At 62.7% G+C, this 22,909-nt stretch carries 17 protein-coding genes; 7 read left to right on the top strand and 10 right to left on the bottom strand.

From position 1 onward, the window contains the following. Window positions 1–168 precede the first annotated feature (168 nt). The 3 genes from flgA to ACOCMH_RS01785 all read left to right on the top strand — a co-directional run bounded on the left by flgA (window position 169) and on the right by ACOCMH_RS01785 (window position 1,893). On the top strand, window positions 169–951 hold the full coding sequence (gene flgA / locus ACOCMH_RS01775) for a flagellar basal body P-ring formation chaperone FlgA (protein WP_427307472.1): 783 nt from the start codon (window positions 169–171) through the stop codon (window positions 949–951). A gap of 163 nt (window positions 952–1,114) precedes the next feature. Continuing rightward, window positions 1,115–1,426: a flagellar biosynthesis anti-sigma factor FlgM gene (gene flgM, locus ACOCMH_RS01780; protein ID WP_427307473.1), complete on the top strand. Its 312-nt coding sequence runs from the start codon at window positions 1,115–1,117 to the stop codon at window positions 1,424–1,426. 5 nt (window positions 1,427–1,431) lie between these two features. Then, window positions 1,432–1,893: a flagellar protein FlgN gene (locus tag ACOCMH_RS01785; protein ID WP_427307474.1), complete on the top strand. Its 462-nt coding sequence runs from the start codon at window positions 1,432–1,434 to the stop codon at window positions 1,891–1,893. Between the two features lie 396 nt (window positions 1,894–2,289). Here ACOCMH_RS01785 and ACOCMH_RS01790 read toward each other — a convergent pair whose 3' ends face one another. The 6 genes from ACOCMH_RS01790 to flhB all read right to left on the bottom strand — a co-directional run bounded on the left by ACOCMH_RS01790 (window position 2,290) and on the right by flhB (window position 9,899). Beyond that, window positions 2,290–2,727 (bottom strand): flagellar protein FlhE, encoded by a 438-nt coding sequence (locus ACOCMH_RS01790; protein WP_427307475.1) that lies wholly within the window; start codon window positions 2,725–2,727, stop codon window positions 2,290–2,292. Then, window positions 2,727–3,443, bottom strand: a complete 717-nt coding sequence (locus tag ACOCMH_RS01795; RefSeq protein WP_092316269.1) for an RNA polymerase sigma factor FliA — start codon at window positions 3,441–3,443, stop codon at window positions 2,727–2,729. Before ACOCMH_RS01795 ends, ACOCMH_RS01790 begins: the two co-directional genes overlap by 1 nt. A gap of 97 nt (window positions 3,444–3,540) precedes the next feature. Next, window positions 3,541–4,332, bottom strand: a complete 792-nt coding sequence (locus tag ACOCMH_RS01800; protein ID WP_427308327.1) for a MinD/ParA family ATP-binding protein — start codon at window positions 4,330–4,332, stop codon at window positions 3,541–3,543. Between the two features lie 11 nt (window positions 4,333–4,343). Continuing rightward, on the bottom strand, window positions 4,344–6,668 hold the full coding sequence (gene flhF, locus ACOCMH_RS01805; RefSeq protein ID WP_427307476.1) for a flagellar biosynthesis protein FlhF: 2,325 nt from the start codon (window positions 6,666–6,668) through the stop codon (window positions 4,344–4,346). 10 nt (window positions 6,669–6,678) lie between these two features. Continuing rightward, a complete protein-coding gene (flhA, locus tag ACOCMH_RS01810; protein WP_427307477.1) occupies window positions 6,679–8,760 on the bottom strand; it encodes a flagellar biosynthesis protein FlhA in 2,082 nt (693 codons plus the stop codon). Beyond that, window positions 8,757–9,899, bottom strand: coding sequence for a flagellar biosynthesis protein FlhB (gene flhB, locus ACOCMH_RS01815; protein ID WP_427307478.1), 1,143 nt, complete (start codon window positions 9,897–9,899; stop codon window positions 8,757–8,759). Before flhB ends, flhA begins: the two co-directional genes overlap by 4 nt. Window positions 9,900–10,372: 473 nt before the next feature. Here flhB and ACOCMH_RS01820 point away from each other — a divergent pair, with 473 nt between their 5' ends. Then, complete coding sequence (locus tag ACOCMH_RS01820; protein WP_427307479.1) at window positions 10,373–11,953, top strand: isocitrate lyase; 1,581 nt, start codon at window positions 10,373–10,375, stop codon at window positions 11,951–11,953. Between the two features lie 522 nt (window positions 11,954–12,475). On the opposite strand, the gene ACOCMH_RS01825 is transcribed toward ACOCMH_RS01820, so the two are convergent. After that, window positions 12,476–13,423: a hypothetical protein gene (locus ACOCMH_RS01825; protein ID WP_427307480.1), complete on the bottom strand. Its 948-nt coding sequence runs from the start codon at window positions 13,421–13,423 to the stop codon at window positions 12,476–12,478. A 204-nt stretch (window positions 13,424–13,627) separates the two neighbouring features. Here ACOCMH_RS01825 and ACOCMH_RS01830 point away from each other — a divergent pair, with 204 nt between their 5' ends. From ACOCMH_RS01830 to ACOCMH_RS01840, 3 genes are all read left to right on the top strand, one after another. Further along, window positions 13,628–15,457, top strand: a complete 1,830-nt coding sequence (locus ACOCMH_RS01830; RefSeq protein ID WP_427307481.1) for an AAA family ATPase — start codon at window positions 13,628–13,630, stop codon at window positions 15,455–15,457. A 69-nt stretch (window positions 15,458–15,526) separates the two neighbouring features. Beyond that, window positions 15,527–17,791, top strand: coding sequence for a hypothetical protein (locus ACOCMH_RS01835; protein WP_427307482.1), 2,265 nt, complete (start codon window positions 15,527–15,529; stop codon window positions 17,789–17,791). Between the two features lie 426 nt (window positions 17,792–18,217). After that, a complete protein-coding gene (locus ACOCMH_RS01840; RefSeq protein WP_427307483.1) occupies window positions 18,218–19,996 on the top strand; it encodes an AAA family ATPase in 1,779 nt (592 codons plus the stop codon). A gap of 169 nt (window positions 19,997–20,165) precedes the next feature. On the opposite strand, the gene ACOCMH_RS01845 is transcribed toward ACOCMH_RS01840, so the two are convergent. The 3 genes from ACOCMH_RS01845 to cheZ form a co-directional block, all read right to left on the bottom strand. Continuing rightward, window positions 20,166–20,456 carry a hypothetical protein gene (locus ACOCMH_RS01845; RefSeq protein WP_427307484.1) on the bottom strand — a complete coding sequence of 97 codons (291 nt, stop codon included), beginning with the start codon at window positions 20,454–20,456 and terminating at the stop codon, window positions 20,166–20,168. Between the two features lie 205 nt (window positions 20,457–20,661). Further along, window positions 20,662–21,774, bottom strand: coding sequence for an IS481 family transposase (locus ACOCMH_RS01850; RefSeq protein ID WP_427307485.1), 1,113 nt, complete (start codon window positions 21,772–21,774; stop codon window positions 20,662–20,664). 489 nt (window positions 21,775–22,263) lie between these two features. Next, on the bottom strand, window positions 22,264–22,899 hold the full coding sequence (cheZ, locus tag ACOCMH_RS01855) for a protein phosphatase CheZ (RefSeq protein WP_171518278.1): 636 nt from the start codon (window positions 22,897–22,899) through the stop codon (window positions 22,264–22,266). Window positions 22,900–22,909: the final 10 nt, after the last annotated feature.

Below are 22,909 nucleotides of genomic sequence, written 5' to 3' on the forward strand. Positions count from 1 at the left end.
ATCTTAGGCGGGGAGCTGTCACGCCAATCGGATGAATAAGGACGGGAAATCCGCGCATTTCGGCCTGCCCGCGCGCGAGGCGCTGCCTACAATGGGCCCCGATGACAGATGTATACGGCGCGCGCAGCCAGTCACGGGGCCGCGCGCCGTCCTTGCCGGGAAGTCCAGATGAAACAGCATTGCCGCAACGCCCGCCGCGTGGCGCAAGCCCTGCTTGGCGCTTGCCTGCTTGGCCCTGCCGCCGCCGGCGCCGCGCCGGCGCAGGTCATGCCGGTCGCCATGCAGGCGCCGGCCGCGCATGGTGCCGGCGCACCCGCCCAGGCCGCGGCCAACCCCTTCACCGAAGACCCCGCGCGGGTGGCCGTCGAGCGCTTCCTGCAACAGCAGACCGCTGGCCTGCCGGGCAAGGTCAGCGTGCAGGTGGCGCCACCGTCTGGCGGCCGCGCACCGGAATGCATATCGCCCGACCCGTTCCTGCCCGCCGGCGCTTCGCCATGGGGACGCATCTCGGTGGGCGTGCGCTGCGGCGGCGAGCGGCCCTGGGTACGCTACATGCAGGCCCGCGTATCCGTGCTGACTGACTATTACGTGGCCGCACGCGCGCTGGGCGCCGGCGAGCCGGTCGGCCAGGCCGATGTCGAAGTTCGCCAGGGCGACCTGGGCGCGCTGCCGCGCGCGGTGATCACCGACCCGGCGCAGCTTGCCGGGGCCGTCACCGCCAACCGGATCGCCGCCGGATCGCCGCTGCGCACCGACCTGCTGCGCAAGGCCATCGCCGTGCGCCAGGGCCAGACCGTCACCGTGGCGGTCGAGGGCGATGCCTTCCAGATCACCAGCGAAGGCAAGGTGCTGGCCGACGCCGCCACCGGCAACACGGTGCAGGTACGCCTGCGCAGCGGCCAGGTGGTCAATGGCCTGGTACGCAGCGGCGACACCGTGGTGCTGCAATAACCGTACGGCAGGTGCTGTAACCGTGGCAGAAAAGACTGGAAATCCGGGGCAGGCGGCGTGCGAAAATGCCGCCGCAGCCGCCGCGCGGCGAATCCGGGCCAGGCGCCCTAAAGAATTCGCCGGCGCGTCCGTAATGCCATAGGAAACCAGCAAGGAACGCCCCGTGAAGATCAACCACTCCACCTCGTCCCGGCCCGCCGACGCCGCCGCTGGCGACGCCGCCCGGCCCCAGGCCGCCCCGGCCGCCGCCGACGCGGCCGCGCCGTCCGCCGGCCTGAGCGTCAGCCCGCTGGCCGCCCAGGTGCGCGACATCAGCGCCCGCCTGGCCCAGCCGACTGACGACGATATCGATACCGCCAAGGTCGAAGAAATCCGCCAGGCCATCGCCGAGGGCCGGATCCGCATCGACCCGGGCAAGATTGCCGACGGCCTGCTCGCCACCCTGCGCGAGCTTGGCCAGGCCGACGCCAAATAGCCATCATGAGCCAGAGCCTGATCCAGTCCCTGCAGCGCGAAACCGAAGGCATCCAGGCCTTCGGCCAACTCCTCGCCGAAGAGCGCGACGCCCTCAAGCGGGGCGACTTCCAGTCCCTGAGCGGACTGCTGACGCGCAAGGTCGAACTGGGCCAGGCCCTGTCCCGCCAGCTCAAGGCCCGCGAAGCCCAGATGGGCGCGCTGGGCCTGCGCGCCGGCCCCGAAGGCCATCTGCTCGGCCGCCAGGTCGACCCGGCGGTGGCCGACGCCTGGCGCCGCCTGATCTTCACCGCCCGCACCGCGCGCGACGCTAACGCCCTCAACAGCGCCGTCGTCGACGCCCACCTCGACTTCACCCGCGAAGCCATCCAGGCGCTGCGCCAGCATAGTGGCGGGGATGCGGGGTTGTATGGGAAGGATGGGAAGGCGGCGGCGGGGGTTGGGGGAGTGAGTCTGGCGGCTGGTTAAGGCTTCGGCTCTGGCGCGCTTTATGGCGGTGGCAATTGCGAGAGCCTTCACTTCGTTGATCCTCCCGCCCTCACCCCAACCCTCTCCCGCACGCGGGAGAGGGAGTACACAACCTGAAATTGGAAAGCCCGAGGCAATAGTGCCGCTGCGGGTTTTCTCCCCTCTCCCGCTTGCGGGAGAGGGGCCGGGGGTGAGGGCAGGCGGTGGCAATAGCGACAGCCTTCATTTCGTCGATACTCCCGCCCTCCCCCCAACCCTCTCCCCCACGCGGGAGAAGGAGTACACAAGCAGGAAGCGGGGGGTTGGTTGAGTCTAGCGGCTCGCTGAATCGATCAGCCAGATGTTCCATCTTTTCGTCACTTGTTGATAAGTGACGAAAGAACGGAACACGCATCCCTACCTGAACCCCACCACCACCTCATTGCTCCGCCCCTGCAACACCGGCACCAGGCTCCCCTGCCCCGGCACCCGGAACGCAAACACAAACCCCTTGGTGGCATCGTCGCCAAGGAACGCGTCAGTCTTGCCCTCGGCCTGCGGCAGCAGCACGCAGCGTTGCGCATTGCACAGGTAGGCCTGCAGTTCCTGCGGTGGCGTCTTGGCGAAGCTGTAGCGCCAGCGCACCGAGGTAATCACCCCTTCCGATTGCGGCAATACGCCGGTGGGCAGTATCGGCGGCGATACCGCGCGTTGCCCGCGGCCGTATAGGGCCGGTCCATTGACGGAGCCCGTCCATGCATGACGGGTGCCGGCATCGAAGGCGGCCCATGCGCAGGCCGATACGGCAACCAGCAGCCAGCAGGCGCCACGCGCGGCGCGCCCCGGCCCACGCATCACAGCAGCCCGCGCAACTGGTTGCGCAGCCGGTTGATGGCCTGCCCGCGGATCTGGCACACGCGCGACTCGGTCACGTCGAGTACGGCGCCGATTTCGCGCAGGTTCAGTTCCTGGTCGTAGCACAGCGACAGCACCAGCTTCTCGCGCTCGGGCAGCCGCTCGATGGCGCGCACCAGGGCCTCGCGCATGCCGCTTTCCATCAGCACGGTGAGCGGATTGCCGTCATCGCTGCCGCCGAGGTGGCGGTCCAGGAAGTCTTCTTCGCCGGAGCGCTCGAAGTCTTCATAGTGCAGCAGCTGGCAGCCATAGACCTCGTTGAGCAGCAGCTGGTATTCGTCCAGCGGCATCTCCATGGCCTCGGCCACCTCGGAATCGATCGGCGTGCGGCCGAGCTTCTGTTCCAGGTTGCGCTGGGTGCGTTCGATGCGCCGGGTGAACTGGCGCAGGCTGCGCGATTGCCAGTCGTTGGCGCGCACTTCATCGAGCATGGCGCCGCGGATGCGCTGGCTGGCGTAGGTCTCGAATCGCGCGCCGTGCGTGTCTTCATAGCGCTTGGCGGCGTCGAGCAGGCCGATCATGCCGGCCTGGATCAGGTCGTCGATCTGCACGCTGGCGGGCAGCCGGGCGGCGAGCTGCAGCGCGATGCGCCGCACCAGCTGGGCGTGCGCCTTGACCACATCGGCCTGTTCGAGCTTTCCCTGGATCGTGTACATGGTGCAATTCTCGTGACTGCTGGATGGCTGGACCGGCACGCCTGCGGCGGCCGGCTGGCTCAGGGTGTGGTGGTTTCGGGTGACATGGCTGGCAGGCTCATGCCATCGCGGGGGCGGCAGCGGGCGTGGCGGCGTCCGCGCGCAGCGGCCAGGCGCCGATGCCGCCGGCGCTGCGGCGCAGTGCCGCAGTGGCTGGTGCCGCCGGGAAGGCCTCGACCACGCAGCGGCCCAGCTGCACGGCGCGCGCCACCAGCGGGTCGGCCGGCAGCCAGCCCGCGCACAGCACTTCGACGCCGAGGTACTGGCTGGCGGTGCGCGCCAGGTTGCGCAGGATGGCTTGCACCGTGGCTTCGCTTGCCGCCAGGTTGACGATCAGGTGGAACCGGCGCCACGCATACAGGTGGTGCAGCCGCTTGATGCAGGCATAGGCGGCGGTGATCGACGCCAGCTCCGGGCGCATCACCACCAGCACGTTGTGCGCGCCGCCCGCAAGCGGCGACAGCGCGCCCTCGGCGTCGATGCCGGCATCCACGATCACGCTGCGAAAATCGCTCCCCGCCGTCTGCGGCAAGCCGGCACCCGGTACCGGCCGGCCCGTCGGCAGCACCGACAGCACGCCGCCCGGGCCAACGCCCGCCGCAGCCTCCAGCGATAGCCGGCCTGCCTGGACATCGGCCAGCGTGCCCGCCGGCCTGGCGCCGGACAAGCGCGTGGCCCCGGCCGCGATGTCTTCATCGACCAGCAGCACACGCTCGCCCTGCATCGCCAGCGCATGCGACAAGCCCAGCGCCACGGTGGTGGCGCCGGCACCGCGTTCGCTGGCGAGCACGGCGATGCGGCGCGTGGTGCGCGGCGCCAGCATGCGGCGCAGGCTCTCGGCCTGGTCCATGGCGAGGGAACTCACTGCAGCGCCTCCGCGGTGGGGGCAGGCGCTGCGATGGCGCGGCCCGGATAGTTTTCCAGCACGTCGAGCAAGGCCAGCATGCGGCCCATGCCTTCATTGAGCACGGTGCCCGGCACCGGCGCGCCCGGGCGCACCGTACGCCCGGCCAGTCGCGCAAGGAACGCGGGCGCGGCCGCGGTCGGCGCATGTTCCAGGCGCAGCCCCGACATGCCCAGCTGCAGCGCGGCCACGGCGGCGCCGGCGGCATCGTGCGCATCCTGCGCGAAATGATCGATGGCATGGCGCAGCGTGCGCAGGCCGGCCTCGGCGGCATCGGTCCACAGCGCCCAGCGCGCGACCTGCGCGGCATCCTGCGCCAGGGCCGGATCGCACAGCAGGTAGCGCGTATCGAGCAGTTCGCCGGTGACGCGGTCAGCCAGGCGGGCTACCACCAGGCAGGCGTCGATGCCGCCTTCGGGCGTGCCCTTGCCGCGCACCGGGCTGTCCGGCACGCGCACGTCGGCGGTTGCCAGCCAGCGCACGGCATCGCGCTCGCGCACGGTGTCTTCGCCGACGGCGTGGAAGGTCAGCGTATCCGCCAGGGCATCGAGCTTCCACGCGGCACCGGCGCTGACCACGCGCGCGGTCTTGCGCGCACTGGCGACCCAGCGCTCGCCAGCCGTCTGCCAGCGCGCCAGCGTGGCGGCGGAAGGCATCGTCTCGAGCAGGTTGACGACCTTGCGCGCGGCGCTCATCGCGGCGCGCAGGTTGGCGGCGTCGGCTTCAGCTTCGCCCAGCGGCTGGCCGGCACGGCCAGTGGGCGTGACGGCAGCCGCCAGCGGCATGCCGTTGCGGTCGGCCAGCCACAGCGTATGCTGCATCGGCTGCGGCGCGCGGCGGCCGGGCACGGCCACCTGCAGCGTGGCGGCGATGGCCAGCACGTATTGCTCGCAATGGCGGGTCACGTCCCGGCACACGGCTTCGCGCACCTTTTGCGACATCGCGCGCAGGGCGGGCGCGCCGGCGCCGCGCTGTTGCCACAGCGAGCGGGCCAGGTCAAAGCCCAGGCCCGCGCCATTGAGTTCGGCCACGCACTGGCCCAGCGCGTCGGCGCTGTCGGTCAGCGAGCGCAGCACGTCGGTGGCACCACCGCGCGCGGGCGCTTCTTCACCGGCGCCGGCGGCGGCGCGGCGCGCGGCATCGGCATCGGCGAACACGGAGCCGCGGCGCGGCGTCAGGAAGGCGCGCTCGACCAGCGCGGTGCTGCTGGCCAGCTCCAGGTGCTCGGGCACGCGCTGCCCGGTGGAGGCATAGAAGACAGGCAGCCGGTGGCGGATCACCACGTCCAGCACCGAACCCAGGTGGGTCGCTTCATCCAGCTTGCTGATGATGCAGCCATCAATGCCGCCCCCCTCCGGCGCGGCGTCATGACGATAGGCGTGCACCACTTCATTAAGCGTATCGCCATGGCTGGCGCCGTTGAGCAGCAGCACGCGCTGCACCGGCGCGGGCACGCCGGCCAGCATGGCGATCTGCTCCGACAGGCTGCGGTCGCGCTGGCTCATGCCGACGGTGTCGATGATCACCAGGTGCTTGTCCTTCATCGCCGCCAGCGCGAAGCGCAGGTCGGCGGCGTCTTTGACCGCATGCACCGGCACGCCCAGGATGTCGCCGTAGATACGCAGCTGCTCATGGGCGCCGATACGGAAGCTGTCGGTGGTCAGCAGCGCCAGCTTGTCGGCGCCGTGGCGCAGCACGAAGCGCGCCGCCAGCTTGGCCGTGGTTGTAGTCTTTCCCACGCCGGTGGGGCCCACCAGCGCCAGCACGCCGCCTTGCGCGAACAGGTGGTCCTCGTCGGCCAGCACCGGCAGCTTGCTGGCCAGTTCGGCGCGGATCCAGCCCATCGCCGCCGGACGGTCATAACCCAGCGGCAGCCGCGCCAGCAGCGTGCGCGCCAGTTGCCCGGAGAAGCCCGCGCCGACCAGCCATTCGAACAGCGATTCGCGCAGCGGGTCGCTCGCGGCCACGCCGTGGGCTGCCGCGCTCGGGGCCACACCTGGGGCCGCGCCGATGCCGGCCAGCTGGCGCTCCAGCATCGCGCGCATCGATTGCAGTTCGCCGCGCAGGTCGCCGATCGCGGCGGGCTCGGCCACCGGTGCCGGCGGCACATACACCTGCGCCGTGGCCTGCACGCTGCCCAGATCCGTATCGCGCATCGCGACGATCTCCACGCCGCCCTCGACGGTGCGGTTGGACAGCACCACGGCATCGGGGCCCATGGCTTCGCGCACCTGGCGCATGGCTTCGCGGCCGTTGGCCGCGACAAACTTGGCTACGCTCATCGTTGACTCCTCACGCGCCGATCATGGCGGTGATGCGGATATTGCGGTTGTCCGGCACCTCGGCGTGCGACAGCACCCTCAGCTGCGGCATGGTCCGGCGCAGGAAGCGCGCCATCAGCGGACGCAGCTGCGACGGCACCAGCAGCACCGGGTCCATGCCCATCTGCTCCTGGCGCGTGACCGCGCCCTGGGTCTGCTGTAGCAGCGCGTCGGCCAGACCCGGCTCGATGCCGCCGCCATTGGTCAGCGCCTGCGACAGCACGCGCTCCAGGCCGGCATCGAGGCCAATCACCTGCAGGTCGGCATTGTTCGGGAACAGCTGCTGCGTGATGGCGCGGCCCAGCGCCACGCGCACCATCGCCGTCAGCTCGTTCGGGTCGCTGATCCTCGGCGCGTGCTCGGCCACCACATCGAGGATGGTGCGCATGTCGCGGATCGGCACGCCTTCGTCCAGCAGGTTCTGCAGGATCTTCTGCAGCGCCGTCAGCGAAATCGCCTTCGGAACCAGGTCTTCGGTCAGCTTGGGCGAGTCCTTGGCGATGCGGTCCAGCAGCGCCTGCACTTCCTGGCGGCCCAGCAGCTCGGCCGCGTGCATGTGGATCAGGTGGTTCAGGTGCGTGGCCACCACGGTGCTGGCGTCGACCACGGTGTAGCCGTAGGCCTGCGCCTGCTCCTTGATGCCGGCATCGATCCACACCGCCGGCAGGCCGAAGGCCGGATCGCGCGTGGCCGCGCCGGGCAGCGTGCCGCTGACCTGGCCAGGGTTGATCGCCATCCACTGGCCCGGCATGGCTTCGCCGCGGCCGATCTCCACGCCCTTGAGGGTGATGCGGTAAGCGTTGGGCTTGAGTTCCAGGTTGTCGCGGATATGCACCACCGGCACCAGGAAGCCGATCTCCTGCGCCACCTTCTTGCGGATGCTCTTGATGCGGCCCAGCAGCTCGCCATCCTGCGCGCGGTCCACCAGCGTGATCAGGCGGTAGCCCACTTCCATGCCGAGCGGGTCCACCAGCGTGACGTCGTCCCAGCTGGCTTCGGTCGATTCCTGCGCGACGGCCGGGGTGCGCTCTTCACGCTGTTTGGTTTGCGCCTGCGCGGCAGCGCGACGCGAGATATAGCGGCCCATCCAAACCAGCGCGCCCGCCAGCAGCAGGAAGGCAAAATGCGGCATGCCCGGGATAATGCCCATCAGTCCGATGATGCCCGCGGTCAGGTACAGCACGCGCGGGTTGGCAAAGAGCTGGCCGGTGAGCTGCTCGCCCACGTCCTGCTCGTTCGACACCCGCGACACGATCACGCCGGCGGCGGTGGAGATCACCAGCGCCGGAATCTGCGCCACCAGGCCATCGCCGATGGTCAGCAGCGTGTAGTTGTGCACGGCGGTGCCAAAGTCCAGGTCATGCTGGACCATGCCCACCACCATGCCCGCGGCCACGTTGATAAACATGATCAACAGGCCCGCCACGGCATCGCCGCGCACGAACTTGCTGGCACCGTCCATGGCGCCGTAGAAGTCGGATTCCTGCGCCACCTCGGCGCGGCGCTTCTTGGCGGCGGCTTCGTCGATCAGGCCGGCGTTCAGGTCGGCGTCGATCGACATCTGCTTGCCCGGCATCGAGTCCAGCATAAAGCGCGCGCCGACTTCGGCGATACGCCCCGCGCCCTTGGTGATCACCATGAAGTTGATCACCACCAGAATCGCGAACACCACGATGCCCACGGCGAAGTTGCCGCCCACCAGGAAATGGCCGAAGGCCTCCACCACCTTTCCGGCCGCATCCGGGCCGGTATGCCCTTCCAGCAGCACCACGCGCGTGGACGCCACGTTCAGCGACAGCCGCAGCAGCGTGGTGAACAGCAGTACCGCCGGGAAGGCCGCAAAATCCAGCGGCTTCTGCGTGTACATGCTGACCAGCAGCACCATGATCGCCAGCGCGATATTGAAGGTGAACAGCAGGTCCAGCACAAAGGCCGGCAGCGGCAGGATCATCATCCCCAAGATCATGATGATCAGCAGCGGCCCGGTCATGGCCTTGAGCTGGCCCGCCGAGCGCAGGCCGGGCAGGTTCAACAGGTTGCTTAGTGCGTTCATTCGCGCATTTCCGGTACGGCGAGTTCATCGGGCACCGCCAGGTCCGCGGGCGCCTGCGGCTGCGGGCCCTGCGAGTAGTGCCAGTGCTTCAGTTGGTAGACCCAGGCCAGCACTTCGGCCACGGCGGTATAGAGGCCGGCGGGGATTTCCTGGCCCAGCTCCACATGGCGATGCAGCGCACGCGCCAGCGGCGGCGCCGACATCAGCGGCACGCGGTGCTCGGCCGCCAGCGCGCGGATGCGCGCGGCCACCTCGCCGGTGCCCTTGGCCACCACGCGCGGCGCGCCCATGCGCCCTTCCTCATAGCGCAGCGCCACCGCAAAGTGCGTGGGGTTGGTCACCACCACGTCCGCCTTGGGCACCTCGGTCATCATGCGGCGGCGCGCCATGGCGCGCTGCTGCTGGCGGATGCGGTTCTTGATATGGGGGTCGCCCTCGCTCTCCTTGAACTCCTGCTTGACCTCTTCCTTGGTCATGCGCAGCTTCTTGAAGAACTCCCAGTACTGCCACGGCACGTCGATGGCCGCCACCACCAGCAGCGACAGCGACACCACCAGGCAGCAATACATGACCAGGTCGACCATGTGCAGCAGCGCCTCCTGCACCGGCGCATTCATCAACGCGATGGCCTCGGGCAAACGCTTCCACAGCACCCACGCGCCGACCGCGCCCACCAGCAGTGACTTGGCCACCGCCTTGAGCAACTCCACCAGCGAGTGCGCGGAGAACATCCGCCCCAGCCCGGCCAGCGGCGACAGGCGCGAAAACTGCGGCGCGAACGATTTGGCCGAGAACACCCAGCCGCCCAGCAGCAGCGGCGCGGCCAGCGCGGCCACGCCGAACAGCAGCAGCAACGGCAGGAAGGCCAGCAGGCTGTCCCACACCATCAGCGCAAAGCGCGACAGCATGCGCGAGGTGTCGAACGCCGTGGCCCGCTCGAAGCGCAGCGCGCCCTGCATTACCTGGTTCAGGCTGCGACCCAGGTGGCCGCCCAGCGTCCACAGGCCGGTGACGCCGGCAATCAGCATGACGAACGTGGCCAGCTCGCGCGAACGCACCACCTGCCCCTCCTCGCGCGCCTTTTCCAGGCGCCGGGGTGAGGCGGGTTCGGTTTTCTCGAGATCGCTTTCTTCGGACATCCACGCTCCGTGCGAAGCGGCCAGCCGCTATTCGTCAGCGGGGATTATCGAAGCGAGGGTGTGTTCCCATTCGCGCGAAAAGGCGGGGGAATTGGGTGCTGTTTGGGATATGGGGGACGTTTGGGGTTAACGGCGGGCGGGTCGCGCGGCTTTAGGGGAAAGTGGCGAATCCGTCGATAGGCCGTGGCTCTGTTAGCACCCTCTGCCCGCTCACTGAAAGAGGGTTTCACATGGTGAAATTTCTGCCGACGAAAGCGTGCCCTCCGTTTTCGTTCTGCGGGAAAACGTTTCGTATCATGAAATTTGTCACGTAACTCATTGAAAATTAAGGACAAACAAAGTCTTATGTCTTATATAAGACTTGGCCGCAGCGGAGCCAGATCCCCCTACAATGAGGTCACGCTGTTTGCTTCGACCCACGGTCGGCACGCCAAACGATTTTTCTCAAACGCGCCTTATCTTAGGAAACTGACATGGCCCAGTATCAAGACGACATCAAGGCAGTGGCTGCTTTGAAAGAGACCCAGGGCAGCGCCTGGAATGCCATCAACCCCGAGTACGCTGCCCGCATGCGCGCGCAGAACAAGTTCAAGACGGGCCTGGACATCGCCAAGTACACCGCCAAGATCATGCGCGCCGACATGGCCGCCTACGATGCGGACCCGTCGAAGTACACCCAGTCGCTGGGCTGCTGGCACGGCTTTATCGGCCAGCAGAAGATGATTTCCATCAAGAAGCACTTCAACAGCACCGAACGCCGCTACCTGTACCTGTCCGGCTGGATGGTGGCCGCGCTGCGCTCCGAGTTCGGCCCGCTGCCGGACCAGTCGATGCACGAGAAGACCTCGGTCAGCGCGCTGATCCGCGAGCTGTACACCTTCCTGCGCCAGGCCGACGCCCGTGAACTGGGCGGCCTGTTCCGCCAACTGGACGCCGCCACCGGCGCCGAGAAGGCAGCCATCCAGCAAAAGATCGACAACCACATCACGCACGTGGTGCCCATCATCGCGGACATCGACGCCGGTTTCGGCAACGCCGAAGCGACCTACCTGCTGGCCAAGCAATTCATCGAAGCCGGCGCCTGCTGCATCCAGATCGAAAACCAGGTCTCCGACGAGAAGCAATGCGGCCACCAGGACGGCAAGGTCACCGTGCCGCACGAAGACTTCCTGGCCAAGATTCGCGCCATCCGTTACGCCTTCCTGGAACTGGGCGTGGACGACGGCATCATCGTCGCTCGCACCGACTCGCTGGGCGCCGGCCTGACCAAGCAGATCGCCGTGACCACCAAGCCGGGCGACCTGGGCGACCAATACAACTCGTTCCTGGATTGCGAAGAACTGTCGGCCGACCAGCTGGGCAATGGCGACGTCATCATCAAGCGCGACGGCAAGCTGCTGCGCCCGAAGCGCCTGCCCAGCAACCTGTTCCAGTTCCGCGCCGGCACGGGTGAAGCCCGCTGCGTGCTGGATTGCGTGACCGCGCTGCAGAACGGCGCCGACCTGCTGTGGATCGAAACCGAAAAGCCGCACATCGCCCAGATCGCCGGCATGGTCAACGAAATCCGCAAGGTCATCCCGAACGCCAAGCTGGTGTACAACAACAGCCCGTCGTTCAACTGGACCCTGAATTTCCGCCAGCAAGCGTATGACGCCATGAAGGCCGCGGGCAAGGACGTGTCGGCCTACGATCGCGCCCAGCTGATGAGCGTGGAATACGACGACAGCGAACTGGCCAAGCTGGCCGATGAGAAGATCCGCACCTTCCAGGCCGACGCCTCCCGCGACGCCGGCATCTTCCACCACCTGATCACGCTGCCGACGTACCACACTGCCGCGCTGTCGACGGACAACCTGGCGAAGGAATACTTTGGCGATCAGGGCATGCTGGGTTATGTGGCTGGTGTGCAGCGGAAGGAAATTCGTCAGGGTATCGCCTGTGTCAAGCACCAGAATATGTCTGGGTCGGATATTGGGGATGATCACAAGGAGTACTTCAGCGGGGAGGCTGCGCTGAAGGCGGCGGGGAAGGACAATACTATGAATCAGTTTTGATTCTGGTAGGGCACCTTAAAGCAGAACGCCAACCCGGAGGGGTTGGCGTTTTTCTTTGCAGCGAGCTTGCTCGCTAATCTTCTTGCGGGGTACCGAACAGTCCGCCAGCGCAGGCGCCTGATGCTGAGGTCGAGACTTCTCAAAATCGGTGAGAAGTCGTGATACAAGGGGCTCAGCGACGCGAAAAGAGTTGGGTCAGCCTTTGTCAGCTAAACGGATTATGGGCGAGGATCCTGCCCGCGCGAGACAACGGCTCCGCCAGCCCCCAGGCAATTTGATGCGGGCCTATAGTCGATGTGCCACACCTTGAATTCGGGACACTGGCCTTCTGAGCCCCCTTCTCTGCGCGTGGCGCCGACCGCCTCCCGCTCACCGCGCGCCCAAAAAATCGCCCACGTTCCGTCCGGGCATCGGGCGACCGACCCTCGATCCGCCATCAACCGCAGACGGCCCGCGCCCGTCCCTTCGCATAAATGCCGCGTCGAGTCCCCCAGTACGGCGCGTTCCTCACGTACGACACTGTCAACGGAGCCTGTCGAGAACATCCGTCAGCGAGCGGGACAGCCAAACGCCATATCGCTGCCCCAGTTTCGCCTGCTCCGCCCGGGATATCGCTGCCTTCTCGGCGATCACCCCAGAGGAGTAGGGAATAGCCGTGTAAAAGGCCTGCAGATCGAACAGATCATTCTGGCTCAGCCTCCCGGTTTTCGATTCGATTCGCGCCGCCATCTCGGCTTCGACGTGCAGACTGGGCACATTTTCTACGAGAGATCGCACGGCCGCGTCGCCAAGACATCGCAACTCCGCCAGGGTATGGCCGGTTTCCTCAAGGATTTGCAGCATTAGGTCCTGATAATCGAGGAACAATTGCGCGCAATACGCCCGACGCCTGAGATCTACCGAACTTCCCGATAGCTGGCTTCGACGGATCTCGATCCGCGCAATCAGATCCCGTCCGAGTCGATCAAGATTCTCGTGGGCTCGACGACGACTCGCATCATCTTGATTGACCATAAAATCGACGTATACCTCGGCCGGATCGAAATGCCGATTAAGGCGACGGACCCGTTCGATATCGGCTTGCGGCGCCGCCAACTCGTCCATCGGGTCAAAGGCCTGAAGAAACCCCTGTGCAATTACCCAGTTCGGATTCAGCTCAGGAGCAGGCTCCTGGAATAGCCGGTGAATGGCCTGTCGTAACTCGACGCCAAGCCGACCTCGCCGGCTTCTGTAGACAAAGCCGCGACTGAGCCTGGCCTGGACCAGTGCTAGCCGACCGCGGCTAATCGGTTCGTTGCGCTTTGACGTCTCGATGATGTGCGCCGCTGAGAGCGGGCACAGGGCGTCTCCAAGATCGACGGCATTCGCCAGACGCTCATAGGATTCGCGCAACAACGGGCTATGTGCCCGACCACTATGTAATCGGGCCAGTTCGATCCATTTATTCTGGTCAAGATAGATGATCTGCACAGCTAGCCTAATCCCTATCCAAGTTTTGGCGGTATGGCACGCGTCGTCTTTCCTTGCAGCCCGCCAAAGAGTATGACAGACATGGTTCCGCTCAGATGCTGTTGGTGCCACCATCCATGTCAAGCCCCTCGCCCCCGCGATGAGGCGGTGCATTCCTATAGCTTTCGTGGCATGCTCCAATTCTCTGGGGAGGAGACATCTCACATGCGTCTAAAGACGATCAAGCTGACAAATTTTCGCGGATATCAGTCTACCGCCATCATTCCAATCGACGAATTCATGACGGGCATCGTTGGTCGGAATGACTATGGAAAGTCCACCATTCTGGAAGGGCTGGCGATTTTCTTCGAAAACGAGAATGTCAAGCCGGACAAGAATGACATGAATTGCTTTGCCGCCCTGCAAGGCGTGGACCACTTCGAGATCGCTTGTGTGTTTGAAGACTTGCCCGAGAAACTGGTTCTCGACGAGAACGCCCAGACCACGCTGTCTCAGGAGTATCTGCTTAACGTAGATGGCAATCTAGAGATTGTTAAAGTCTACAAAGCCAACACCGGCAGGCTCGAGCGTACGGCTATTCGCTGCGATCACCCCTCGGACAGGGTACTCGGCACGTTACTAAGCCTGAAGATGGCTGAACTGAAGCAGTTGGGAAAAGATCGGGATGTGGAGACTGCGGTCCCCGACAAGCGGGTCGCATCGTTGTGGCGCCAGGCTATTCGCAACGCCGCCCAACCCATTGCCTGCGAACAGACGCTCCTTGACGTCGAGAAAGGATTCTCTACAGAAAGCAAAACGATTTGGGGAAAGCTCCAAGACCTGCTCCCAACGTTTGCTCTCTTCAAAGCCGATAGGGAAAGCAGCGACGGGGATGCAGAAGCCAAGAATCCGCTCCAGCAAGCTGTAAAAGAAGCGCAAGCTGCGATACAGGCGCAGATCAACGCGCTGGAACAGACGATCGAGGCCAGCGTCATGGACGTCGCGGCCCGGACCCTTGACAAACTGAGAGAGATGGCACCTGAACTGGCCAACGAACTCAAGCCACGTTTCAAAGAGAAGCCAAAGTGGACATTCAATTTCACGCTCGACGGAGAGAACGGCATCCCGATCAATAAGCGCGGCAGCGGCGTACGGCGCTTGATCCTGCTGAACTTCTTCCGCGCCGAAGCCGAGAAGGCCGCTGCTGGTTCATCGCGCAATGTCATCTACGCCATCGAAGAGCCTGAAACCTCCCAGCATCCCAACTATCAGATGATGCTGATGCGGGCGCTCCTGGCACTGGCTAATCAGCCAAATCGTCAGATCATCGTCACCACCCATGTGCCCGCGCTGGCCGGCCTCATTCCAATCGACGGTCTTCGATACGTTACCAAAGATGCCAACGGCATTCCCATCGTCAAAACCCCCGATCCAGGCGTTCTCAGGGAAGCTGCAGAGAGCCTCGGCGTGCTGCCAGAAAGTGGGATGGAGCGAGCGAAAGGTGTCGTATTGGTCGAAGGCTCGTCCGATGTGACTTTCCTGCGCCATGCTGCTCGAACTCTGAAAGATGGCGGCCATCTCGCCGCCAATCTCGAGGACGTTGGTGTGGTGCCCATCCTGATTGGTGGATGTGGGAGCGTCAAGCATTGGGTGACCTTGAATCTCGCGGACGATCTCGGCTTGCCGTGGTGCGTGTTCCTTGACTCCGATATCGGTGGCGACCCGGCACAAGTCAAGTCCATCAAGAAGCGCCAGCAGGAGGTGGAGTCACGCGGTCGGCCGTTCTACGCCACCCGGCGGCGCGAGATCGAAAACTACCTGTGTCCGGACCTGATCTTTGCCGAGACCGGCGTGAGGGTTGCCTTCACCGACACGTGTGATGCGAAAAAAATCATCGGCAATGCCGTCGGCATGAAACCCGACGAAGTAATCAACCGATTCTGGCCAAGCATGACGGCTGAGCGGATCCTCCAGTGCTCTTTGTATAGAAACGAAGGAGTCGAAAGCTCGGAACTCAAAGAAGTCATGGAACACCTGATCGCGCTTGCCCAATAGCCTGTCGTCACGCCAGCCGACAGTCTTTCGATGCAAAGGCGCCCTCCGCAGAGGTTGGACGCAATCCCTATGTACGAACTTCACCGCCTGGGGTGGAACAGTTTTCAGCAGCTATGCCATACGATTTGCCGCGAAATCCTCGGGCAAACGGTCGAGTCATTCCTCGACTCGAACGACGCTGGCCAGGACGGGGCATTTTCTGGTCAGTGGACGCCGACGCCGGGGCAACTCTACTCTGGCCAATTTGTCATTCAGTGCAAGTTCACGGCGGATGCCAGGCACAACCTCAAGCCATCCGACATCAAGGACGAAATCGAGAAGGTTGAGAAGCTCGTCGCAGCGGGCAGGTGTGATGTCTATGTGCTGATGACAAATGCCGGGGTATCCGGCGCACAGTCGATTAAAGTCAAGGAGCGGCTGTCACAGGCCGGCGTTAAGCATACCCTTGTCTTCGGATCGACCTGGATCAATCAGCAGATTCGAGAAAGATCGGATCTGCGCACCCATGTCCCCCGCCTCTACGGGCTCGGCGACTTGAGTCAGATACTGGACGAGCGCGCCTACGCCCAAGCGCGGGCAGTGCTGGAGTCGATGCGCGAAGATCTCGCGAAGGTGGTACTGACGGCCTCCTATCGGAAAGCGGTCCATGCCCTGAATGAGCACGGGTTCGTACTGCTGATTGGCGAGCCCGCAGCCGGCAAGACGACCATTGCCTCCATGCTGGCCATGGCCGCTGCCGACAAATGGAACTCCTTAGTGCTGAAGCTTAGTGACCCGACGAAGGTCGAGGAGCGATGGAACCCTGGCGAGCCGTCCCAGTTCTTCTGGGTGGATGACGCCTTCGGCATCATGCAGTATGAGTCGTCACAGGCTCACTCATGGAACCGCATCTTGCCTCAGGTCCGGACAATGCTCCGCCATGGGGCCAAGATCGTCATGACGTCCCGGGACTATATTTACAGACGTGCCAGACGTGACCTCAAGGAAGGCGCTTTCCCATTATTCAATGAAAGCCAAGTTGTTATCGACGTTCACGACCTGTCTACCCAGGAGCGGCAGCAGATCCTTTACAACCACCTGAAACTCGGAGGGCAACCCCTTTCCTTCAGGGCCGCGATCAAACCTCACCTTCGTTCCGTGGCTGCTCATCCCCGCTTTATTCCGGAGATCGCCCGACGGCTCGCAGATCCCGCCTTCACCAAGACGCTCAGGATCGCGCCGTACAGCCTCGAGCGCTTCGTGGAGAAGCGCGAGCAACTGCTTCAAGAAGTACTGGATGGGTTGGACCAGGATAGTATGGCTGCACTCGCGCTGATCTACATGAAGAAGGATCGTCTCGAAAGTCCGATTTCACTGCAGGACACGGAAGAGGACGCATTGCGCAGGTTAGGCAGCAATCTAGGCCGGTGCATCACGGCACTCGAAGCACTGAATGGCAGCCTCGTTGTCCACCAGCAGGTGGACGGCGATCCCGTATGGCGATTCAAACATCCGACGATCGGCGACACATTCGCATTGGCCCTGGCTAGAAGCCCAGATCTCTTGGGCATTTTCCTGCTAGGAAGCGCCACCGAGAACTTGATTGAGCAGGTGACCTGCGGCGATGTCGGCATAGAACGAGCCGTGACGGTACCCAAGTCTCTGTATCCGCAGATGATCGCGCGGCTAGGCGAATTCACCGCCAGCGAGAAATACAAATCCCAGTATCTTGCGACTTGGGGTGCGAAGCGATCTCTGCATGCATTTCTAACCCGCCGATGCTCGAAAGAGTTCCTTACGCTCTACCTGGAAGCAAACCAGGGCTTGGTCAGCAGCGTTTGTCAACCAGGCTTGCGACTGATGTGGTCCTCGGAAGTGGACCTCGCCGTGCGCCTGCATGAGCTAGGGCTCTTGCCCGAGGAAGACAGAAAGACCTTCGTTCGTGTGGTCAGCGAATACGCCGTCAGTGGTGAGGATGTGTACGCATTAGGCAGCGAGGGCATTCGCAGTGTGTTCACTCCAGCGGAATTCGACGCGCTTGTCGCGACAGTCCGTACCATGCTGGTCCCTCACCTGGACGAGATGCGACAACGAGAGCAAGCAAGCTATCGTGGAAATGAACCTGCCGAGGAACACTTGGATCACCTGTTCGAGGGCCTCAAAACGCTGATGGACATCTTCGGTGAAGATGGCGAGGCCGGCCAACTCATTGAGCGCGAGATTGACCGGGCACGGGACTGGATCACCGACAACGACCGCGAACGTCCAGAACCCGCCTCCCGTTCGCTCGACGCAGCGACGGTCGAAGACAAGCCACAAGGCACACGAAGCATCTTCGACGACATAGATTCATGAGTATCCCGCTTTCCTTGGCCCATCGTGGCCGGTCAGACGAGATTTCGCTGAGAGCCTTAGCGGAACGCTGGGTGCCTTGGTTCGAAGACCTTCCCGACCCAACGCCGGAGGCCGAAGCTAGAGGAAGAGAACTACAAGCTGAGCTTGAAGAAAGGCGGCTGCGTGGCATAAGCAGATGATCGTCTCGATTGCTACGACTAGGCTATCAGCCAGTTCCGTCGCTCATAGGCATGGGCATCAGCCGCTCTGCAGGTGGAGTGGACGCCCGATCTGCAAAGTTAACATAGCACCGTCATGCCCAAAACAGACGCCGTCCGTTGTGATGTTTGTTCTGAGAAAACCAACCATCTCTCGAACGAGGCATCAAACCTAACGAAATCCCGGTAATGTTCCGTTACCGCCATACCCACTAAGAGCGAGTGAATTATGGCTTCATTGAGAATCGTTTCTGTAAGATTTACTCATTATAAAGCATTCAAGACCTTCTCCTTAAATCTCCAGGATTTCAATGTTCTGGCTGGCCCAAATAATTCTGGAAAATCCACAATTGTTGGCGCCTTCCGGATTCTGCATGAAGGCTTACGGAAAGCTCGCACGAAGAATCCGGAACGAGTCACTGTCGATGGCATCGCCTTGCAGGGCTACAAAATTAATCTTGATGGACTGCCTGTCGCTTCTGAGAATATCTTCCATGACTATGACGACAGTCGTGCTGCGACTATCGTTTTTCGTCTATCCAATGAAAACCTCTTGTATTTGCATTTTCCGGAGAGAGGCCTCTGTATTCTGGTAGCCGAGCCAAAAAGTGGCGCGATTCGAAGTCCCAGTCAGTTTCGGAGTGCATACGACTTAGATATTGGATTTGTTCCAATTCTCGGCCCCGTGGAGCAGCACGAGCCCCGGTATCAAAAGGAAGCTGCGCGAAAAGCCTTGCTCGCAAGTGGTGCATCGCGGAACTTTCGAAATATTTGGCATCACTATCCGGAGGATTTTTCCAAATTTCGCGAGTTAGTGCAATCAACCTGGCCAGGGATGGACATCGAACGACCTGAATTGAGCGACGACGGTAGATTTCTCCTAATGTTCTGTCCAGAGGAACGGTTTCCTCGCGAAATTTGTTGGTCCGGCTACGGGTTTCAAGTTTGGTGCCAAATGTTGACTTTTATTGTGAAGTCTTCATCAGCCAGCCTCCTTGTTATTGATGAGCCGGACATATACCTCCACTCTGATCTTCAGAGACAGTTGGTCTCCTTGTTACGGGAGCTCGGCCCAGATATTGTCTTAGCAACTCACTCGACAGAGATCATCGCAGAATGCGAACCTACCAGCCTCCTAAACGTCAACAAGCGAAAGAACTCAGCTAGTCGAGTTCGAGATGTATCTCAATTAAAGCGGGTTTTTTCAGCCCTGGGATCGAACCTCAATCCGACCTTGACGCAGCTTGCAAAAACTCGACGAGCCGTTTTCGTGGAAGGTTTGGATTTTCAGATTCTTGCTCCACTCGCTCGAACTCTGGGAATGCAAAGACTGGCAAACCGGAGCGATTTCGCAGTAATCCAGACAGAAGGTTTCAATCCTCGGCGGGCAATCGATCTCGCTGCTGGCATCGAGAAGACAGTCGGAGGGAAGGTACTGAGGTCCGTAATTCTCGATCGCGATTACCGGTGCGACGAAGAAATATTTGAGATCGAGACAGAGCTTAAGGAGAATGGATTTCATGTGCATATACATAAGCGCAAGGAAATCGAAAACTACTTACTCACAGAAAAGCCACTTACTCTAGCGCTTCAGGCTCGCTTGCGAGAGAAGGAGCGAAGATCGGGTAAAGCCGCTGGCACGCTTCCGAATATTAATGCCTTACTCGATGCCGATATGGAAGAAGTGCGCCACGATGTTTTTGCCCAGCTACTTGCCCGCTATTCGGACTTCAAGAAGCGTACCGCTGGTAATTTGGATTCAGCGACCGTTAACGCAAAGCTATCTAGGGAGTTCGAAACTAGGTGGTCGCAGATGGGAGGGCGCGAAGCCATGGTCCCCGGGAAGGAGATTCTCGCCAATCTCAATCGCCAATTACAAGAATCCTGTGGGGTAACACTGACTGACGGAGTTATTGCTAATCAATTCTCGCGGGAAACAATTCCTGGAGATTTGTTGCATCTACTCGATTTTCTGAACCGGTTCGGACAGATGGCGACCCCGGAATAGCACAAGATCCTATCGTCGGTAAACGCTAACTCTAACGGCAAACTAGGCTCAAGATTTGATCACTCCCGGATAGCTAGCAAATGACGGCGACGGGTCGTTCTGCGCCCCCCGGAATCAGGCTTCCGGGATGGGGCGGCAGCCGACTACAGGGCAGCCGCCCCACCCGCCATCACTCAACCCCCAACCCCTGCCTCTCCACCACCGCCAACTCACTCAAAACCTGCGTCTCATGCGCCAGCGTGGCCGCAAGGGAAAGCAAACTTTCCCAAACCCCCTGCTCCAAATCCACCGCCTCCAAACTAACAGCCCCATGCTCACTAGCCATAAGCAATAGCCCATGAAGCTGCGCCGCCCGTTGCACCGCAAGACTTAGCGGATTCTCCCCGCGGGTGTGAGCGGTGACGAGCATGTCGACACCATTGTGTTCCGCCGTAATACCGTGATGACTATGGCTATACATGACGCACCTCCACATACGCGGCATGCGCGCGCTGCTGCTTTGTGAAGGTACTGGAAATTGCCAATCGCCCAGAATGGGCAAGTAAGAACTGAAGCATGGGAATGCCCCCTATCCAAACAGGTTCAGTCCCGCTCCCCCGGTGTGTATAGACCGGGGACATAGGTAACACATGTGCCGGGACATGGGTAACAGTCCAGTCTCCAGTTTAATCGGCCAAGTGTAGGTCTATGGTGGCCACCTTTTGATGGCAGAAGTAGACGTCAAAGGTACCGTCCAGGTCCACGCGAGGGCGCAGCGCTACAGGCGTTCCGATCAAGGCTCGTCCGACCCGGAACGTCTTTCCTCGGAAGCAGATGCGCCCACCGTCGCCTACCTTTCGCACGATGTCATCGCTGCCGTACTCGATAGGTGGGAGTTCGCGCGGCATCGCCCGTGGACTAGGCGCATAGCGGCTTGCGGGTGTCTCCATATCCAGCGCGTGATGTGGGCGCTTGAAGTTGTACACGTGGCGCCAATGGCTGAAGTGATGCTGCGCATCATCCAGATCCCGGAAGCGCTGGTTGGCCAGCAACTCCGCCTGCATGGTTCGGTGGAAGCGCTCGTCCTTACCGTTGGTCTGAGGATGGCCAGGTCGGCTATGGCTGAGCCGCACGCCTAGGCGAATCAGCCAAGCGCCCAGCGTGGTTAATGCACGGGGCACTGGAGAACCCCAGGGCGGGCCGTTGTCTGCATTGATCCGCTCGGGCAACCCGTAGCGCGCAAAAGCCTTCTCTAACGCTTCCTGGACGGACGCAAACTGTTCGTTGCCCAAGGCCCTGAGCAGCACATTGAATCGGGAGTGATCGTCCAAGACCGTGAGCGGATGGCACCGCTGCGTGTCGGTGGCGAAGTGGCCTTTGAAGTCAATTTGCCATAGTGCATTGGGCCGGTCGTGCTCGAAGCGCTGCCATGCTGTAGCGGCCGCGCTGGCGGCCGGATCGATCAAGCCATGGCGGCGCAACACCCAATTGACTGTGCTGGGAGCGATTTGGACGCGGTGGTCGCGCTCCAGCACGTGTGCGATCTTGCGGGCGCCCCAAGCGGAATGTTCGGCTCTTATCGCCAGCACGCTCTCTTCAACTGCAGCGGGAGTTCGCCGGGGGGAGCTATGTGGCCGCCGTGTTCGGTCGTCCACATCCTCTCGGTTCAACCACTTGTAACCGGTCTTGCGACTGATGCCGAAGCGGCGACAAAGCTCCGCAATATTGGCGTCCGCCTGGCGTGCCAGGCGGACGAACTCTTCTCTTTGCTGCTTCACGGTGGTTTGGCTCCAGGGCAACGTTGTCCTCCCGCTGACTAAGCGGGAAAAGTGTTACCCATGTCCTGGCACACCTGTTACCTATGTCCCCGGTCCATACACCGGTGCTGATTGGGGTGGGCGGGCGCAAGGCAGGGTTAGCAGACCGGGAGAGAGCAGAGAGCCGGCGAGCCCGAAGGCTCCCCTGCCAGGGCCCGCCCAAAGAAGGGGCGTGCGCAGGCACGAACGTAAGGATACCGCCGGAAGGCGAACGTTCGGCTCTCTCTTTCAGGCTGCTAAACCCGGTCGCTACGACGCAGCGACGAGCCCAGTATGAAGAGATGCAGCAAGCGCGAGTATGGGCAAACTCTTAAAAAGCGTTCAGCGTCGAATTGCCGGGATGAAGCGGGTGCGCAGGTGTTGATGCGGTTGACTCCGTGGATGCGCCCGCCCTCACCCCCGCCCCTCTCCCGCAAGCGGGAGAGGGGAGAAAACACGTGGCATCGCGAAATGCCGCAGGCTAATCAAGCTTCAAAACCCCAAACTAGCCAACAAATCATCCACCTGCGCCTGGTCCGACACCACATCCGGCTTCCCTTCCGGATTCACCTGCGGACCATTCATCAGCGTCGACGGCGCCGGCGCTTCCACGCGCCGCTCGGATGGCACGTTGTCGATCAGCACCTGCAGCAGCTCCTGCTCCAGCGCACGGATCATGTCCATCATCTTCTTGATGACCTGGCCGGTCAGGTCCTGGAAGTCCTGCGCCATCATGATGTCGAGCAGATGGCTGTTGGTGGCGCGGGCTTGGCCCGGCACCTCAGACAGGAAGGCGCGGGTGTCCACTACCAGCGAGCGGGCGTCGGCCAGTTCCACCGGCTTTTCAAACCAGGCGGCCCAGCGCTTGTCCAGCGTTTCGGCTTGCTGTTCGATGTCGGACTGGATCGGCTGCGCCAGCTCGACCGCGTTGAGCGTGCGCTCGGCGGCCTGCTCGGTCATCGCGGCGATGTAGTTGAGGCGGTCGCGCGCGTCGGGGATGGCTTGCGCGGCGCGCTCGATTTCCTTGTCCAGGCCGAGCTCGCGCATGTTGTCGCGCAGCATGCGCGTCAGGTTGCCGATGCGCAGGATCAGTTGTTCGGCGGAGTCGTTGCTCAGGGTGGGGGTCATGACAAACGCG

It is taken from the genome of Cupriavidus sp. H39, assembly GCF_050271075.1.
GTDB lineage: Bacteria > Pseudomonadota > Gammaproteobacteria > Burkholderiales > Burkholderiaceae > Cupriavidus > Cupriavidus necator_B.